This is a genomic window from Cupriavidus sp. 09_S30, assembly GCF_056930435.1.
In genome coordinates this window covers 991,541-1,005,875 of the sequence record NZ_JBXOWI010000001.1, presented here as the reverse complement: position 1 = coordinate 1,005,875, position 14,335 = coordinate 991,541, and the positions used below count along the sequence as shown (strand labels likewise).

Annotated in this window: 14 protein-coding genes and 1 tRNA gene; 6 read left to right on the top strand and 9 right to left on the bottom strand. The window is 65.1% G+C overall.

The features are described from left to right. Positions 1-324 precede the first annotated feature (324 nt). Positions 325-401, top strand: a tRNA-Pro gene (locus AC1Z3O_RS04745). Positions 402-572: 171 nt separating this feature from the next. On the opposite strand, the gene AC1Z3O_RS04740 is transcribed toward AC1Z3O_RS04745, so the two are convergent. Further along, a complete protein-coding gene (locus tag AC1Z3O_RS04740; RefSeq protein ID WP_483513948.1) occupies positions 573-1,100 on the bottom strand; it encodes a hypothetical protein in 528 nt (175 codons plus the stop codon). 193 nt (positions 1,101-1,293) lie between these two features. On the opposite strand from AC1Z3O_RS04740, the gene AC1Z3O_RS04735 reads away from it, so the two are divergent. The 4 genes from AC1Z3O_RS04735 to AC1Z3O_RS04720 all read left to right on the top strand — a co-directional run bounded on the left by AC1Z3O_RS04735 (position 1,294) and on the right by AC1Z3O_RS04720 (position 3,479). After that, on the top strand, positions 1,294-1,560 hold the full coding sequence (locus tag AC1Z3O_RS04735; RefSeq protein ID WP_483513946.1) for a hypothetical protein: 267 nt from the start codon (positions 1,294-1,296) through the stop codon (positions 1,558-1,560). Positions 1,561-1,612: 52 nt separating this feature from the next. Then, positions 1,613-1,834 (top strand): translation initiation factor IF-1, encoded by a 222-nt coding sequence (infA, locus tag AC1Z3O_RS04730; RefSeq protein ID WP_008641674.1) that lies wholly within the window; start codon positions 1,613-1,615, stop codon positions 1,832-1,834. A gap of 178 nt (positions 1,835-2,012) precedes the next feature. Beyond that, positions 2,013-2,486 (top strand): SixA phosphatase family protein, encoded by a 474-nt coding sequence (locus AC1Z3O_RS04725; RefSeq protein ID WP_483513944.1) that lies wholly within the window; start codon positions 2,013-2,015, stop codon positions 2,484-2,486. A 156-nt stretch (positions 2,487-2,642) separates the two neighbouring features. Next, entirely contained in the window at positions 2,643-3,479 is an 837-nt protein-coding gene (locus AC1Z3O_RS04720) for a GNAT family N-acetyltransferase (protein ID WP_483513942.1), read from the top strand. Positions 3,480-3,567: 88 nt separating this feature from the next. Here AC1Z3O_RS04720 and ppx read toward each other — a convergent pair whose 3' ends face one another. Next, positions 3,568-5,100, bottom strand: coding sequence for an exopolyphosphatase (gene ppx / locus AC1Z3O_RS04715; RefSeq protein ID WP_483513940.1), 1,533 nt, complete (start codon positions 5,098-5,100; stop codon positions 3,568-3,570). A gap of 156 nt (positions 5,101-5,256) precedes the next feature. On the opposite strand from ppx, the gene ppk1 reads away from it, so the two are divergent. Then, complete coding sequence (gene ppk1, locus AC1Z3O_RS04710; protein ID WP_483513938.1) at positions 5,257-7,374, top strand: polyphosphate kinase 1; 2,118 nt, start codon at positions 5,257-5,259, stop codon at positions 7,372-7,374. A 70-nt stretch (positions 7,375-7,444) separates the two neighbouring features. Here ppk1 and phoR read toward each other — a convergent pair whose 3' ends face one another. The 7 genes from phoR to pstS all read right to left on the bottom strand — a co-directional run bounded on the left by phoR (position 7,445) and on the right by pstS (position 14,255). After that, positions 7,445-8,785: a phosphate regulon sensor histidine kinase PhoR gene (gene phoR / locus AC1Z3O_RS04705; protein ID WP_483513936.1), complete on the bottom strand. Its 1,341-nt coding sequence runs from the start codon at positions 8,783-8,785 to the stop codon at positions 7,445-7,447. Between the two features lie 115 nt (positions 8,786-8,900). After that, the gene (gene phoB / locus AC1Z3O_RS04700) at positions 8,901-9,611 is read right to left on the bottom strand and encodes a phosphate regulon transcriptional regulator PhoB (protein WP_483513934.1); all 711 of its coding nucleotides are present in this window, start codon (positions 9,609-9,611) and stop codon (positions 8,901-8,903) included. 22 nt (positions 9,612-9,633) lie between these two features. Then, on the bottom strand, positions 9,634-10,338 hold the full coding sequence (gene phoU, locus AC1Z3O_RS04695; protein ID WP_483513932.1) for a phosphate signaling complex protein PhoU: 705 nt from the start codon (positions 10,336-10,338) through the stop codon (positions 9,634-9,636). 69 nt (positions 10,339-10,407) lie between these two features. Next, the gene (gene pstB, locus AC1Z3O_RS04690) at positions 10,408-11,196 is read right to left on the bottom strand and encodes a phosphate ABC transporter ATP-binding protein PstB (protein ID WP_483513930.1); all 789 of its coding nucleotides are present in this window, start codon (positions 11,194-11,196) and stop codon (positions 10,408-10,410) included. Between the two features lie 46 nt (positions 11,197-11,242). Next, positions 11,243-12,148: a phosphate ABC transporter permease PstA gene (gene pstA, locus AC1Z3O_RS04685; protein ID WP_483513928.1), complete on the bottom strand. Its 906-nt coding sequence runs from the start codon at positions 12,146-12,148 to the stop codon at positions 11,243-11,245. Then, the gene (pstC, locus tag AC1Z3O_RS04680) at positions 12,145-13,110 is read right to left on the bottom strand and encodes a phosphate ABC transporter permease PstC (RefSeq protein WP_483517518.1); all 966 of its coding nucleotides are present in this window, start codon (positions 13,108-13,110) and stop codon (positions 12,145-12,147) included. The genes pstA and pstC overlap by 4 nt, the downstream gene beginning before the upstream one ends. A gap of 113 nt (positions 13,111-13,223) precedes the next feature. After that, positions 13,224-14,255 carry a phosphate ABC transporter substrate-binding protein PstS gene (pstS, locus tag AC1Z3O_RS04675; RefSeq protein ID WP_483513926.1) on the bottom strand — a complete coding sequence of 344 codons (1,032 nt, stop codon included), beginning with the start codon at positions 14,253-14,255 and terminating at the stop codon, positions 13,224-13,226. Between the last annotated feature and the right edge of the window lie 80 nt (positions 14,256-14,335).

The following is a 14,335-nucleotide window of genomic DNA, read 5'->3' as shown; positions in this document are numbered from 1 at the left end:
TTGCGCGCATCCCGGATGGCGCTTGGCCGACGCGTCAAGGCGCGTCGTTGTGATGCGGTCTGCGACGATTTGCTCAGGCGTTCCGAGGAACTCTCTTGACCGGTTCCTTTGCCTGTCTTGCTGTCATGCTGCGCACAAAGCGGTGGAGCCACCCCGGCGCAACGGTGTGCGGATTATGTCAGCGCCCGGGCTCAAGTCAAGCCGCGAACGCACATCCAGGCGCGTGTCCGGCACTCAGGCGCCGCTGGCGCCACGCCTCGCGTGCTTGTGGTTCGCATCAATCATTTGACCGCACACAAACGCACGCGCTACAATTGCGCGCTTCGGGGCGTAGCGCAGCCTGGTAGCGCATCTGATTTGGGATCAGAGGGTCGCATGTTCGAATCATGTCGCCCCGACCAGTTTTATATTGGGAATCGACGGCTTGCATCTCACGATGCAGGCCGTTTTTTCTTTCCCGCAGCCCGCGCACGCGCGGCCGTTGCCTCAAGACGCACCAGGCGCACAGCCCCTCCCCCGCCCCCCCCCTTCTCCACCAGGCGGAGGTGGGCCGCACCCAAGCCGCGTGCGAGTCACGACCTGCCCAACTCGGCAGACGCCGCCGTCGCGCGGCGCTCAAGTTGCCAGTAGGCGATCGCCGCAACCAGACCGAAGACGATATGCGCCAGCAAGCTCTCCTGGCCGCGCGCCTTGTCGAACCAGTTGAAGTAGCTGACGAACACGTAGAAGTTCAGCAGATAGGCCCCCACGCCGAATACGGCGCCGGTCAGCGACACCATGCCCAGGCCGGAATCGAGCTGGAAGGCGGCGATCAGCATGGCCAGGACCACTGCCATCACCACCGACAGGCCGAAATGGACGATCGCGGCGGCCAGCACCACGATCCAGCTGAAGCTGTCCGCCGAGTTGAGCATGCCACTGCCGAGCATGATGGCCGCAACCATCTTCACCGTGCCCCAGGCGCTCTGATAAAGGACGAAGCGCGCCGTCAGCAACTCCATCACCATATACACCACGCCTGCGGCAAGCCCGGCGTAGGCCGCGGCCCGCCAGTCGGGCAGGCGATGGACGAAGCGATGCGAATGCATATGCAGTTCCATATGCGCCTCCTTGTCATGCCGGTGGAAGATCATCCACCTCGTATGGATAGTTCTAGGCCATCGGCACAAAATGCCAAGCGTCGCAAAAAGCACTTTGATGCGCCACGGAATCCACCCTGCCCCGGACAAGGGATGCTGCGTTGCGTCAGCGCGTCACCCCGAGCCTGCCGCACGCTTCGTGGTAGAATGTCAAATGCGCCAGCATCAGGCGCAGCGTGCCCTGTCACCGGGCGCCCCCGCTGAAAAAGACATCATCTCCACGAAGCGGCTGCGGCGAGCCATTGCTTTGTCCTTGCCCTGCAGCATCGTGCGCATTTCACGGCCGCGACGGTACTGGACCCGGCCCGCAGGCTGGGGTAAATCCGCCCCTTTCACGATCCACGACCGCCCGCTCATGACGCGGATGCGCTATCGCAGCGCGCCGGTATCTGTTGATCAGGGAAGTTGCGGCATAGAATGAATTTCTCTCAAATCGTGCGGCTCGTCGCGGGCCGCGGAAAAGGAAAGACAGATTGGCTAAGGAAGAACTGATTGAATTTGGCGGCGTGGTTTCGGAAGCCCTCCCCGATAACCGCTATCGTGTCACGCTCGAGAACGGCGTCGAGATCTGGGCCTACGCATCGGGCAAGATGCAGAAGCACCGCATCCGCATTCTCGCCGGCGACCGCGTGACCCTCGAAATGTCGCCATACGATCTGACCAAGGGTCGCATCAACTTCCGTCACAAGTCCTGATCTTCTCCTGACGGGCGGGACGCCCGGCATCGAAGATGCCGCGCTTCCCGCCCGTCAGCCATCAGGTTGACACAGAGGGCAGCCATGCTGCCGCGCTGAGATCCGACTTGCGCCTTGCGCATGAGCGGCGGCTTCGTCATACTCGATCGAAACGATCACAGCGCACGCCCTTCTTGTCATGAACCTGATCCTGTGGCGCCACGCCGAGGCCGAAGATGCCTCCGGCCCGCTCGGCCTGACCCGGAACACCGATCTGCAACGCTCGCTGACGCGGCGCGGCCGCCAGCAGGCGCAGGCCTGCGCGGACTGGCTGCGCGCGCACGTGGCGCCCGACACCCGCATCCTCTGCAGCCCCGCTCTCCGCACGCGTGAGACCGCTGCCGCCCTGAACCCGCAGCCCGAGGTGGTGCGCGAACTGGTGCCGGGCGCCGACGTGAGCGCCGTGCTCGCGGCCGTCGGCTGGCCAGACGGCCCCGACACCATCGTCGTCGGCCACCAGCCCTGGCTGGGCCGGCTCGCCAGCCTGCTGCTGGCAGGCAGCGAGATGAATTGGAGCGTGCGCAAGGGCGGCATCTGGTGGCTGGCCGGCCGCACCCGCGAGAGCGAGGCGCAGGTGGTTCTGCGCGCGGTCATCAACCCCGAACTGCTGTAGTTCACCCCACACCCGGCGGCGCGGCGGGCGTCCTAAAGGCTCCGCCGCCCCCTGCAGCCCAGCGGCGTCACGCAACCGTCATTGCCTCTTCACGGCATTGTCACCCGCTCTCTCTACATTGCTCCGCAACAGTTACGTCATCGAAAGGACATACTGATGCGAGATCTGCCGACGCCGACCCAGCCGCTCTTCGATGCCTTGCCCAATGGCCTGAACGGCCAGACGGCGCGGAGGCGTCTTCATCGCCAACCGGATGCACCAGCGCATGAGCCGGCTGCTTTCAGCGTGGCGTGGGCGCGCCACCAAGACGAAGTAGTCGAGGCGCAGCGCCTGCGCTACAAGGTGTTTGCCGAGGAAATGGGCGCACGCCTGACCTCCAACGTGCCCGAGCTGGACGTCGACATGTTCGATGCCTATTGCGACCACCTGATCGTGCGCGACCAGACCACGCTGAAGGTGGTTGGCACCTATCGCGTGCTGCCGCCGCACCAGGCCAAGCGCATCGGCTGCCTCTACGCCGAATCGGAATTCGATCTGGTACGCCTGACGCACCTGCGGCCCAAGATGCTGGAGCTCGGCCGCTCCTGCGTGCATCGCGACTATCGCTCGGGCAGCGTCATCATGGCGCTGTGGGGCGGGCTGGGTGAGTACCTGCAGCGCTGGGGCATCGAGTCGATGCTGGGCTGCGCCAGCGTGCCGATGAGCGACGGCGGCCACTATGCGGCCAGCTTGTACCGCCTGTTCGCCGAGCGCTCGCTCGCGCCCATCGAATATCACGCCTTCCCGCGCCTGCCGCTGCCGGTGGACGACCTGAACCAGACGCTGGACGTCGAACCGCCAGCGCTGATCAAGGGCTATCTGCGCCTGGGCGCACGCATCTGCGGCCTGCCCGCCTGGGACCCGGACTTCAATGTCGCGGACTTCCTGACCCTGCTGCGCGTGAGCGACATGAACCCGCGCTACGCCCGCCACTTCCTCGGCCTGAACCGCTAAGCCACCGCCGCTCGCCTCTGCCCGCCGCCAACCGCGGGCGGGCGCATGGCGGACGTGGCCCCGGCCACGTCCCCTTCCCTGCAAGCGCTCAGGCGTAGACCACCTTGTAGCGCTTGCCGACCCGCTCCCATTCATCGGCTTCCTGCGCCAGGCTGTACTCGACCAGCGGATTGACATCGATCCAGTCGCGCGGCAAGCGCACCTCGAAGCCTTCGTCCAGCGCGTCGGCGCGCTGGCGTACGCGGATCTGCGGCAGCGCCGAATCGGTACGCCGGCGGCACAGCACGAAGGCCAGCCGCAGGCTGAACAGCATGCGCCAGTCGACGAAGCGGCCGCTGCCGGAGAGCTTGCCCAGCTTGCCGGCATGGCCGAGCAGCAGCGTGGACAAGCGCGCCTGATCGGTCTTCGAGAAGCCAGGCATATCGGCGTGCGTGGCGATATAGGCGGAATGCTTGTGGTATGCACTGTGCGAGATCGACATGCCGATCTCGTGCAGGCTCGCCGCCCAGCCCAGCAGGGCCAGGTTGTCCTCGCGTTGTTCGTCGGGCGGATCGGGAAACTGCGCCAGCAGACTGAGCGCCGCGTTGCGCACGCGTTGCGCCTGCGCACGGTCCACGGCGTAGCGCCGCATGAACTGATCGACCGTCACGGTACGCATGTCTTCGTGGTGACTGCGGCCCAGCAGGTCGTACAGCACGCCCAGGCGCAACGCGCCGTCGGTCACGTCCATGCGATCGACGTCCAGCTCGGCGAACACGCCAAGCATGATCGCCAGGCCACCCGGCAGCACCGGAATGCGGTCCGGCTTGAGGCCGGCGAGCTTCACGCGGTTGGCGTTCTCGGCCTTGATCAGCGCGCGCTTGAGGCGCTCCAGCCCTTCGCGCGTGATGCCATGCTCGGCGGGGTTGTCGTTCATCCCGTTGAGTTCGATCAGCTCGGCCAGCGCACGCGCCGTGCCGGAGGAGCCGACCGCCTGCTGCCAGCCGGCCGCGCGGTACTGGCGCACCAGCACCTGGATTTCGCGGCGCGCGGCCAGCTCGGCCTGCTTCATCGCGTACTCGTCGACATTGCCGCTCGGGAAGAACTGCCGGCTGTGCGACACGCAACCGATATACAGGCTCTCCATCAGCTTGGGATGGAAGCCGCTGCCGATGATGAACTCGGTGGAGCCACCGCCGATGTCGACCACCAGCCGGTTGCCCTGGCACACCGGGGCGTCATGGGAAGCGCCCAGGTAGATCAGGCGCGCCTCTTCGCGGCCGGCGATGACCTCGATCGGGAAGCCTAGCGCCGCTTCGGCCTCGATCAGGAACTCCGGCGCATTTTTCGCCACGCGCAGCGTGTTGGTCGCGACCGCGCGTACCTGGTCGGGGGCGAAGTCGCGCAGGCGGTCGCCGAAGCGCCGCAACGCGTCGATACCGCGGCGGCGCGCCGGTTGGTCGAGGTATTTGTCGGGCGTCAGGCCCGCGGCCAGCCGGACGGGCTCGCGCAACGCGTCGACCTGGAAGATCTGGCTTGCCGGGCCCGAAGCCGTGATCGTTTCGTCCACCCGCCCGATCATCAATCGGAAGCTGTTCGAACCCATGTCGACTGCGGCCAGCAAGCGTGGGGATTCATTCATCGTAGTGTGGGGAACTCAAGGTAGGGGATGGGCAACGGCTGGCGCGCTGGAACCGCTTGCGCGGCAGCCCTCCGCCATGGCCTAATCCTTCAAAATATGTCTTGTGCATGACCGGATCATGACAAAACCACAATGTCATCAAACTGACACGATTCTATGAAAAAGTCGCAGCATTACCAAAAGAAGGTCATGCCAATGGCGACGACACCGGCCGGGACACTGCTCAATCGCGAACTCGGCATTCTTGAATTCAACGCGCGCGTGCTGGCACAGGCTGCAGACCCCAAGGTCCCGCTGCTGGAAAGACTGAAATTCATCTGCATCGTATCAAGCAATCTCGATGAATTCTTCGAGATCCGCATGGCGGGCCTGAAGGAACAGCTTCGCGACAATCCGTCCGGCCTGACGCCCGACGGCCTCTCCTTCCAGCAAACCTACCAGCTCGTCACCGAACGCACCCAGCGGCTTGTCACCATGCAGTATGACATGCTGCAGAACGTGATCTTCCCGCTGCTCGAGAAGGAAGGCGTGTTCTTCCACCTGACCGGCTCCTGGAACGATGCCCAACGCGCCTGGGCACGCGACTTCTTCCTGCGCGAGCTGGGCCCGGTGCTCACGCCGATCGCGCTCGATCCCGCCCATCCGTTTCCGCGCGTGCTCAACAAGAGCCTGAACTTCGTGGTCGAGCTGTCGGGCACCGACGCCTTCGGCCGCGAAGCCGAGCTCGCCATCGTGCAGGCGCCGCGGGCACTGCCTCGCGTGGTCACCATGCCCGAGGCCCTGTCCGGCTATCCCTTCGGCTTCGTATTGCTGTCCTCGTTCATGCAGGGTTTCGTGCATGAACTGTTTCCGGCGATCGAGGTACATGGCTGCTACCAGTTCCGCGTCACCCGCAACTCCGACCTGTTCGTCTCCGAAGACGAGATCACCGACCTGCGCGAGGCGCTGCAGGGCGAACTGCCGACCCGCCATTTCGGCGACACCGTACGGCTCGAAATCTCGTCCGACACGCCGCCCTTGCTGGCGCGTCGCCTGCTGCTGGAGTCCGGGCTAGGCGAGCAGGACCTGTACCGCGTCAGCGGCCCGGTCAACCTGGTGCGGCTGATGCAGATCCCCGACCTGGTGGACCATGCCGCGCTCAAGTTCCCGCCGCACGTGCCGGCCGCGGTCAAGGCCTTCTCAGGCGCACAGCCGATGTTCGACGTGATCCGCCAGCAGGACGTGCTGCTCCACCACCCCTACGAGAGCTTCAATTCCGTCCTCGACCTGCTGCAGCTGGCCGCGACCGACCCCGACGTGGTGGCGATCAAGCAGACCGTCTACCGCACCGGCAACGAGTCGCTGGTGATGGAGGCCCTGATGACGGCCGCGCGCAATGGCAAGGAAGTCACCGTGGTGGTGGAACTGCTGGCGCGCTTTGACGAGGAGACCAACATCAACTGGGCGGAGCGGCTCGAGTCTGCTGGCGCCCACGTTGTCTACGGCGTGGTCGGGCACAAGTGCCACGCCAAGATGCTGCTGATCGTGCGGCGCGAGCGCGTCAAGGCCAAGGAGTTCAGGCTGCGCCGCTATGTGCATCTGGGCACGGGGAACTACCACCCGCGCACGGCGCGCCTGTACACCGACTTCGGCCTGCTGACCGCCGACGAATCAATCTGCGAGGACGTACATCACGTCTTCCAGTTGCTGACCGGCACCGCCGGCACCATCCGGCTGAACCAGCTCTGGCAGTCGCCTTTCACCATGCACGACAAGCTGGTGGAACATATCCGTGCCGAGGCCCGCAACGCGCGCGCCGACAAGCCTGCCCGCATCATCGCCAAGATGAACGCCTTGCTGGAGCCGTCCATCATCGACGAGCTGTACAAGGCTTCGCGGGCCGGCGTCAAGATCGACCTGATCGTGCGCGGCGTCTGCGCACTGCGCCCCGGCGTGCCCGGGCTGTCGGAAAACATCAGCGTGCGCTCCGTCGTCGGGCGCTTCCTCGAGCACCATCGCGTGTTCTATTTTCTGGCCGATGGCGAGGAAGTCATCTATCTGTCGAGTGCCGACTGGATGGACCGCAACCTGTTCCGACGCGTCGAAGTGGCCTTCCCGGTCAACAACAAGGCGCTGAAGCAGCGCGTGATCCAGGAAGGCCTGCGCGTGCATCTGCGCGACAACGCCTCGGCCTGGATCATGCAGGGCGACGGCGAGTACGTCCGTAAGCAATCGAAGGCCAAGCAGCAGCACGTCAGCCAGCTCGACCTGCTGGCGCGGTTCGGCACCCGCTGAGAGCGGAGGACAGCGGGGGCGGGGGCGCACCGCCCTGCCCTCGCGCTCTCGATGCCCACCGCGGGCAGGCTCAGGCCGCGCGCTTCGGAGCCGGCTCGCCCTGGACCTCCGGCCCCTCGTGCCCGCTGCGATCCAGTGGGAACACCACCCGGAACACACTGCCCCGGCCGACCTCGCTGGTGATGCGCAGATCGGCATGATGGCGCGACAGCACGTGTTTGACGATGGCCAGTCCGAGCCCGGTACCGCCGGTGTCGCGAGAACGGCTGCGATCGATGCGATAGAAGCGCTCCGTCAGCCGCGGGATGTGTTCGGCGGCAATCCCCAGGCCCGTGTCGGTGACGGAGAACACGGCATGGCCGTCATCCATCGCCAGGCGGACGCCGATCTGGCCGCCGTCCGGCGTGTAGCGCACTGCGTTCGACACCAGGTTGGCCAGCGCGGAAAACAGCTCGATTTCCGAGCCGCGCAGCACCACGCCGGCGTCCACGTCGCTGATGATGCGGTGCCGCCCCTGCGACAGTGCCTCCGCGTCGTGCAGCAGGTGCGCGATCATCGCGTTCACGGGGATGGGCTCGTAGCCCGGCGGCTGTGCGTCGCTCTCCAGCTTGGCCAGCGCCAGCAGGTCCTCGACGATGTGCTGCATGCGCATGGACTGCACCAGCATCAGGTCCACGTAGCGGCGGCGGTCCTCGTCCGATACGGGCAGGTCCCGCACCGTCTCCAGGAAGCCCGTCAGCACAGTCAGCGGCGTCTTCAGCTCGTGCGACACATTGGCGACGAAGTCGCGCCGCATCGACTCGGTGTTCTCCAGCTTGGTGATGTCCTGCGTCAGCACCAGCTTGCGGTTCTCGCCGTAGGGCAGGATCTGCACCGAGATCACGCCTTGCTTGTGCGTGCCCATGTCGCGCATCACCAGTGGATCATCGAAGCGCTGCCGCATCAGGTACTGCACGAACTCCGGCCGCCGGATCAGGTGCGTGATGCGCTGGCGCACGTCGCGCCGCGCATTCAGGCCGAGCTGCAGCTCGGCGACGTCGTTGCACCATTCGATCTGGTCGGCATCATCCAGCATCAGCACGCCGTTGGGCGAGGCCTGGATGGCCTGGATGAAGCGCAGGTGCTGCTGTTCCACCTGCAGCACCTGCAGGCGCCAGCGCTTGACGAGCCGGTGCAGCCGGTAATAGACCTCACCCCACAGCCCGAGCGCGCTGGGGATTTCGCCATAGGCAGGCGCATCGAGCACCTTCCACAGCCGGTTGATCTGGTACAGGTAGTAGGCGAGCTGCCCCAGCAGGGCGACGCTGAACAGCGCCAGCGCCCAGACAGGGCCGCGCCAGAAATAGAGCCCGGCCGACGCGACGGCCACGCTGATCAGGATGGCCGCCGAGCGGGCCCAGATGACATTCATCGAACTGAATAGGACTCAGCCAGGCGGCGGCGCCGCAGGCATGTTTGCGCAGAGTGTGCCACGAACGGCGCGCCCGCGCATCCTGCCGCGCAGCGGCGGCGCAGGCCGCCGTCCGTCAGGCGCTGGGGGCACGCGCGAGGCGGTAACCGCTGCCGCGCACGGTCTCGATCATATTGCTGTAGCCGCCCGGCGTCAGCGCGGCACGCAAGCGCTTGATGTGGACGTCCACGGTGCGTTCCTCGACGAACACATGATCGCCCCACACCTGGTCGAGCAGCTGCGAGCGGCTGTGCACACGCTCCGGATGCGTCATCAGGAAGTGGAGCAGGCGGAACTCGGTCGGACCCAGGTCCAGCTTGATGGCCTCGCCCGCCGGGTCGTGGCCCGTGACGCGGTGCGTGGCAGGATCCAGCCGCAGGCCGTTGATGGCGACCACGTCATCGGTCAGCTGGGGCGCACGGCGGCGCAGCACGGCCTTGATGCGGGCCAGCAGCTCCTTGGGCGAGAACGGCTTGGTGACATAGTCGTCGGCGCCTGCCTCCAGGCCCATCACCTTGTCCTGCTCCTCGCTGCGCGCGGTCAGCATGATGATGGGGATCTGCTTCGTCCGCTCGTTGTTGCGCAACTCCTTGGCGAAGTTGGCACCCGACTTGCCGGGAAGCATCCAGTCGAGCAGCACCAGATCGGGCAGCACGTCGCTCATCAGCGACAGCGCCTGCTCCGCGTTGTAGGCCCGGATCGGGTAATGGCCCGCATGCTGGAGGTTGACTGCGATCAGCTCGGCAATCGCCGGTTCATCCTCGACGACAAGAATACTGCTTGGCATATGTGATGTTCTCCCGATCAGCTCAACTCAGCGCTTCGCGCTCCATGTCCTCACGCGAGGCATGACGCACGTCGGTTCCCTTGACAATGTAAATGATGAATTCGGCGATGTTCTTGGCATGGTCGCCAATCCGCTCGATCGCCTTGGCAATGAACAGGAAGTCCAGCGCCACCGAGATGGTGCGTGGGTCTTCCATCATGTAGGTGATCAACTTGCGCACGAAGGCACGGAATTCCTCGTCGATCGCCTTGTCTTCCTTGACGATGCGCGCCGCGGCGACGGTGTCGAGGCGCGCAAAGGCGTCCAGCGCCTGGCGCAGCAGCGAGATGGCCATCCCGCCGGACAGCTTCACCTCGGAATAGTTGATGGTGTGCGCGGCCGCATCTTCCATGATGTGCTTGGTGCGCTTGGCGATCTTCTCCGCCTCGTCGCCGGCGCGCTCGAGGTTGGTGATGGTCTTCGAGATGGCCATCACCAGGCGAAGGTCGCGCGCGGTCGGCTGGCGGCGCGCGATGATGTTGCCGCAATCGGCATCGATCTCGATTTCCATCGCATTGATCTGCTGCTCGCGCGCGATGACCTGGTCCGCCTGGTCGGCGTCGAAGTCGGCCAGCGCGCGCATCGCGTGCTCGATCTGCGATTCGACCAGCCCGCCCATCTGCAGCAGCTTGGTGTTGATGGCGTTGAGGTCAGTGTCGAATTGGGTAGACAGGTGCTTGTCGGGCATGATGTTCTCCTGGCCGCGATTCCTATTGGGGCGTGTGCGCTGCGCGTGGCAGCCGCGCGGGGATGGCGCTTAGCCGAAACGCCCGGTAATGTAGTCTTCCGTTTCCTTGCGGTGCGGCTTGATGAAGATCTTCTCCGTCTCGCCGAACTCGATCAGCTCGCCCAGGTACATGTACGCGGTGTAGTCCGAGCAGCGCGCGGCCTGCTGCATATTGTGCGTCACGATGACGACCGTGTATTCGTCCTTCAATTCGGCGATCAGCTCCTCGATGCGGCCGGTCGAGATCGGGTCCAGCGCCGAGCAGGGCTCGTCGAGGAGCAGCACTTCCGGACGGATGGCGATGCCGCGGGCGATGCACAAGCGCTGCTGCTGGCCGCCGGACAGGCCATAGCCCGACTGGTGCAGCTTGTCCTTGGCCTCGTTCCACAGCGCCGCCTTGGTCAGCGCCCACTCCACCCGATCGTCCATCTCCGAGCGCGACAGCTTCTCGAACAGGCGCACGCCGAAGGCGATATTGTCGTAGATCGACATCGGAAACGGGGTCGGCTTCTGGAACACCATGCCCACCTTGGCGCGCAGCAGGGCGATGTCCTCGCGGCTGGTCAGCAGGTTCTCGCCGTCCATGTTGATCTCGCCTTCCGCGCGCTGCTCGGGATAGAGCGCGTACATCTTGTTGAAGGTGCGCAGCAGCGTCGACTTGCCGCAGCCGGACGGGCCGATGAAGGCCGTCACCTTGCGGTCGGGAATCGACATGTTGATGTTCTTCAACGCATGGAACTGTCCATAGTAGAAGTTCAGGTTGCGCACGTCGATCTTGGCGCGGAGGGTATCGGGGATGTCGATGACGGTAGAAGTCATGCTCATGTCTCGCGGTAATTCGTTGGCTGGCGGCGTGGCAGGCGCCTCACTTCTTGAACATCATGCGCGCCAGGATATTGAGCGCGAGCACACCGATGGTGATGAGGAACACCCCGGCCCACGCCAGCTGCTGCCATTCGGTGAACGGGCTCATGGCGAAGCGGAAGATGGTCACCGGCAGGTTGGCCATCGGCTTGTTCAGGTCGGCACTCCAGAACTGGTTCGACAGCGCGGTGAACAGCAGCGGCGCGGTCTCGCCGGCGATACGGGCGACGGCCAGCAGCACGCCGGTGACGATGCCTGCGTAGGAGGACTTCACCGTGATCGACAGCACCATCTTCCATTTCGGCGTACCGAGCGCAAAGGCGGCCTCGCGCAGCGCGTTGGGCACCAGGTTCAGCATGTTCTCGGTGGTACGCACCACGATGGGCACCTGCAGCAGCGCCAGCGCACAGACGCCGGCCCAGCCGGAGAAGTGCCCCATGGTGGTAACGACCAGCGCGTAGACAAAGAGGCCGATCACGATCGACGGTGCCGACAGCAGGATGTCGTTGATGAAACGGATGAGGCTGGCCAGCGCGCCGGCCTTGCCGTACTCGGCCAGGTAGATGCCTGCCAGGATGCCCAGCGGCGTGCCGAGCAGGGTCGCCAGCGCGACCATGGCGAAGCTGCCGTAGATGGCATTGGCCAGGCCGCCGCCGGCGGTGTTCGGCGCCGGCGTCATCTGCGTGAACAGGTCGACCGAGAGCCCGCCCACGCCCAGCGTCACGGTGGTCCACAGGATCCACCCGAGCCAGAACAGGCCGAAGCTCATGGCGCCGAGCGAGCAGGCCAGCGCGAACAGGTTGGTACGGCGGCGGCGGGCCTGCAGGCGCGCGCGCACGGCGTCGGCATCCGGGCGTACCGCCGGGATCGACGAAGACGAAATGGTCGCTTGGCTGGCTTGGTTCATTTTGCCCCCTCATTCTTGGCCATGCGCAGCAGCAGCAGCTTGGACAGCGACAGCACGACGAAGGTGATGAAGAACAGGATCAGGCCCAGCTCCATCAGCGCGGCGGTGTGCAGGCCGGCGCCGGCCTCGGCGAATTCGTTCGCCAGCGCGGAGGTGATGCTGTTGCCGGGCGAGAAGAGAGACGCGTTGTCGAGCAGGTTGGTGTTGCCGATCACGAAGGTCACGGCCATGGTCTCGCCCAGCGCGCGGCCCAGGCCGAGCATCACGCCGCCGATCACGCCGGCGCGCGTATAGGGCAGCACGACGCGCCACATCACCTCCCAGGTGGTGCAGCCTACGCCATAGGCCGACTCCTTGAGCAGCACCGGCGTCACTTCGAATACATCGCGCATCACGGAGGCGATGTAGGGAATGATCATGATAGCCAGAATCACGCCGGCGCACAGCAGGCCGATGCCCAGGGGCGCACCCTGGAACAGCTTGCCGATGAACGGAACCTTGCCCACGGTGGCAGCAAGCGGCTTCTGGAAGTATTCGCCGAAGATCGGCGAGAAGACGAGCAGGCCCCACATGCCGTAGACGATGGACGGCACTGCGGCCAGCAACTCGATCGCCGTGCCCAGCGGACGGCGCAGCCAGGCCGGGGACAGCTCGGTCAGGAACAGGGCAATGCCGAAGCTGACCGGCACCGCGATGATCAGCGCGATCAGGGAGGACACGATGGTGCCGTAGATCGGTACCAGGGCGCCATAGACATCAGCGGGAGGATCCCAGTCGGCGGACCACAGGAAGTGCAGCCCGAAGGTCTCGATCGATGGCCAGGCACTGATGGCCAGCGACACGATGATGCCGCCCAGCAGCAGCAGCGTCACAATGGCGGCGCCGCGGGTCAGGCCACCGAACAGAATGTCGCCGGCCCGGCTGGGGGGGCGTACGGCGGGGAGGTCGGACGAGGTCGCCATGTTGTCGAGGGAAAACGTTGGATGCATTGGAAAGCCGGCCCGGCGGGGCCGGGCCGGCTCACGAGGACGCCGGAGCGTCCCAGGCTCTCAATTGCTCAGCGAGGAACCGCCGATCAGTACAGTGCCTTGCCCGAAGCGTCCTTGACGCTGGTCTTCCAGGTGTTGCGGATCTGGTTCACGACGGACTCGGGCAGCGGCACGTAGTCCAGATCGCTGGCCAGGTGGCCGCCGCTCTTGTAGGCCCAGTCGAAGAACTTCAGCACTTCCGTGCCCTGCGCCGGCTTGTCCTGGTTCTTGTGGACCAGGATGAAGGTCGCGCCGGCGATCGGCCATGCTGCCTTGCCCGGCTCGTTGGTCAGGATCTGGTAGTAGGTCTTGCTCCAGTCGGCACCGGCTGCGGCGGCCTTGAAGCCCTCGTCGCTCGGCTGCACCACCACACCCGCGGCATTCTTCATGTTCAGGTGGGTCATCTTGTTCTGCTTGGCGTAGGCGTACTCGACGTAGCCGATGGCGCCGTTCAGGCGCTGCACGAAGGCGGCCACGCCCTCATTGCCCTTGCCGCCGGTGCCGCCGCCCGGCCAGTTGACCGAGGTGCCCTCACCCACGCTGCTCTTCCACTCGGGGCTGACCTTGGACAGGTAGTTGGTGAAGATGAAGGTCGTGCCCGAGCCATCAGCGCGGCGCACCGGCAGGATGTCCTGGTTCGGCAGCTTGGCGTGCGGGTTCAGCGCCTTGATGGCCGGATCATCCCACTTCTTGATCTTGCCCAGGTAGATGTTGGCCAGCACGTCACCGGTGATGGTCAGTTCGCCCGGCTTGATGCCTTGCAGGTTGATCACCGGTACCACGCCGCCGATCACGGTCGGGAATTGCACCAGGCCCTGCTTGGCCAGCTCTTCGTCCTTCAGAGGCGCATCCGAGGCGCCGAAGTCGACCGTCTTGGCGTTGATCTGCTTGATGCCGCCCGACGAACCGATCGATTGATAGTTGACCTTGTTACCCGTTGCTTTTTGGTATGCATCGGCCCACTTGGAATAGACGGGCGCCGGGAAAGAAGCGCCAGCACCGGTAATTTCCGCCGCAAACGCAGTGCCCACCACCAACAACGACGCGATGCCTGCTACGGCAGTCTTGACCAGCTTCATATGTTCTCCAGAGAACAAGGGTTGGGAATGACAAATTTTTGACAAGTCGAACTCTATGCCGCGTAGATGACATTTCCGTG

Excerpts from the sequence above, each read along its gene's own strand:
- AC1Z3O_RS04740 (WP_483513948.1), bottom strand. The coding sequence starts at position 1,100 with ATGGAACTGCATATGCATTCGCATCGCTTCGTCCATCGCCTGCCCGAC.
- AC1Z3O_RS04735 (WP_483513946.1), top strand. The coding sequence starts at position 1,294 with ATGCGCCAGCATCAGGCGCAGCGTGCCCTGTCACCGGGCGCCCCCGCT.
- AC1Z3O_RS04725 (WP_483513944.1), top strand. The coding sequence starts at position 2,013 with ATGAACCTGATCCTGTGGCGCCACGCCGAGGCCGAAGATGCCTCCGGC.
- AC1Z3O_RS04720 (WP_483513942.1), top strand. The coding sequence starts at position 2,643 with ATGCGAGATCTGCCGACGCCGACCCAGCCGCTCTTCGATGCCTTGCCC.
- ppx (WP_483513940.1), bottom strand. The coding sequence starts at position 5,100 with ATGAATGAATCCCCACGCTTGCTGGCCGCAGTCGACATGGGTTCGAAC.
- ppk1 (WP_483513938.1), top strand. The coding sequence starts at position 5,257 with ATGAAAAAGTCGCAGCATTACCAAAAGAAGGTCATGCCAATGGCGACG.
- phoR (WP_483513936.1), bottom strand. The coding sequence starts at position 8,785 with ATGAATGTCATCTGGGCCCGCTCGGCGGCCATCCTGATCAGCGTGGCC.
- phoB (WP_483513934.1), bottom strand. The coding sequence starts at position 9,611 with ATGCCAAGCAGTATTCTTGTCGTCGAGGATGAACCGGCGATTGCCGAG.
- phoU (WP_483513932.1), bottom strand. The coding sequence starts at position 10,338 with ATGCCCGACAAGCACCTGTCTACCCAATTCGACACTGACCTCAACGCC.
- pstB (WP_483513930.1), bottom strand. The coding sequence starts at position 11,196 with ATGACTTCTACCGTCATCGACATCCCCGATACCCTCCGCGCCAAGATC.
- pstA (WP_483513928.1), bottom strand. The coding sequence starts at position 12,148 with ATGAACCAAGCCAGCCAAGCGACCATTTCGTCTTCGTCGATCCCGGCG.
- pstC (WP_483517518.1), bottom strand. The coding sequence starts at position 13,110 with ATGGCGACCTCGTCCGACCTCCCCGCCGTACGCCCCCCCAGCCGGGCC.
- pstS (WP_483513926.1), bottom strand. The coding sequence starts at position 14,255 with ATGAAGCTGGTCAAGACTGCCGTAGCAGGCATCGCGTCGTTGTTGGTG.